This window comes from Candidatus Magnetaquicoccus inordinatus, from assembly GCF_004217665.1.
Lineage (GTDB): Bacteria > Pseudomonadota > Magnetococcia > Magnetococcales > Magnetaquicoccaceae > Magnetaquicoccus > Magnetaquicoccus inordinatus.
On record NZ_RXIU01000490.1, the window covers coordinates 1 to 1,177 of the forward strand.

Annotated in this window: 2 protein-coding genes; both read right to left on the bottom strand. The window is 52.2% G+C overall.

The features are described from left to right. The coding region (locus EJP87_RS16765) for a hypothetical protein (protein ID WP_130472969.1) at window positions 1-200 on the bottom strand (200 nt) is incomplete at its 3' end. Window positions 201-224: 24 nt separating this feature from the next. Next, window positions 225-896 carry a sulfite exporter TauE/SafE family protein gene (locus EJP87_RS16770; protein ID WP_193771499.1) on the bottom strand — a complete coding sequence of 224 codons (672 nt, stop codon included), beginning with the start codon at window positions 894-896 and terminating at the stop codon, window positions 225-227. Between the last annotated feature and the right edge of the window lie 281 nt (window positions 897-1,177).

Consider the following 1,177-nt stretch of genomic DNA (forward strand, 5'->3'; position numbering starts at 1 on the left):
GCGCATTTTTGCGCCAATTCGTACAGCATCCCCATGGGGGGAGAGTTGGCGAGCCAGCACGAACCTGAATAGTTACCATAAACGGAAACATACGCAAAACGCTGGCTGATCTGCTCATCAGTTTTTGGTTTTCTCTTGAACAAACCGAGCATTGCCATTCCAGTTACCGGTTTTCTCTTCAACAAACCGATCATTACCATTCATGGTACCACTGAGCCGCTTGCTTACACAAAATGGCTGACCAACCACGCACGACGCAGTGTAAGCAATCCCATGATGATCATTAAAGCCCCTGCTACCTGCAATATACGCCGACGCGCCCGACTGTCCAACCAGGTGGTCAAATAGGCAAATCCCAACAAAGCCGGGAGTGTACCCAAACCAAATGCCAACAGGATCAAAACACCGCTCGCTAACGAACCAGAGGCCAGAGCCTGAATCTGAAAGGCCCAATGAAAAGAGCAGGGCAATAATCCGGTCAACACCCCCATCGCCCAGGCCCGTTGCCCAGGAGGCAACTGTTGCAACCGTTGACTCAAACTGCTCAAACCTTTCCATCCTGACCATTGTATCTCCCCACCCCACCAGCCCACTGTACGTATCCCTACCCAAATCATGAACAGTGCTGCCAACAAATGGGGTACACCCGCAAAGGCGCCAGGGCGGCCATAGAGAAGCTGCAAGGAGCCCAATGAGCCACTGACTGCTCCCAACAGCATGTACATCCCCATACGTCCCAGCGAATAGTATAACGGCAGTGACAAGCGTGGTGCAAAACTCTGTTCGCCTAACCCTAGCGAACAAGAGGCTGCCAAACCGCCACACATGCCTATGCAGTGGCCACTACCCAATAAAGCCGTCAAAAAAATCAGCCACAACTCCAATAGCGTAGGCAAAATCCCCTCCTCTCATGCCCATCCTGAGCATGCCAGTAGCACTGTCGATTGTGCAACTGCACCTGCTAGCTACTCAAGATGTCAGGTTTTATCGATAGAGTAGCCCATTCCTGGACAAAAAATAACTATTCAGGTTCATGCTGGCTTGCCAGCTCTACCCCCATGGGGATGCTGTGCGCATTGGCGCAAAAATGCGCGCCAATGCGCACAGCTTGCTTCCATTAGGCGCTTAAGCCGACGCAAAGAGCGCGTCGGCTTAGTTTGAAAAGCGCGCCAAAGGC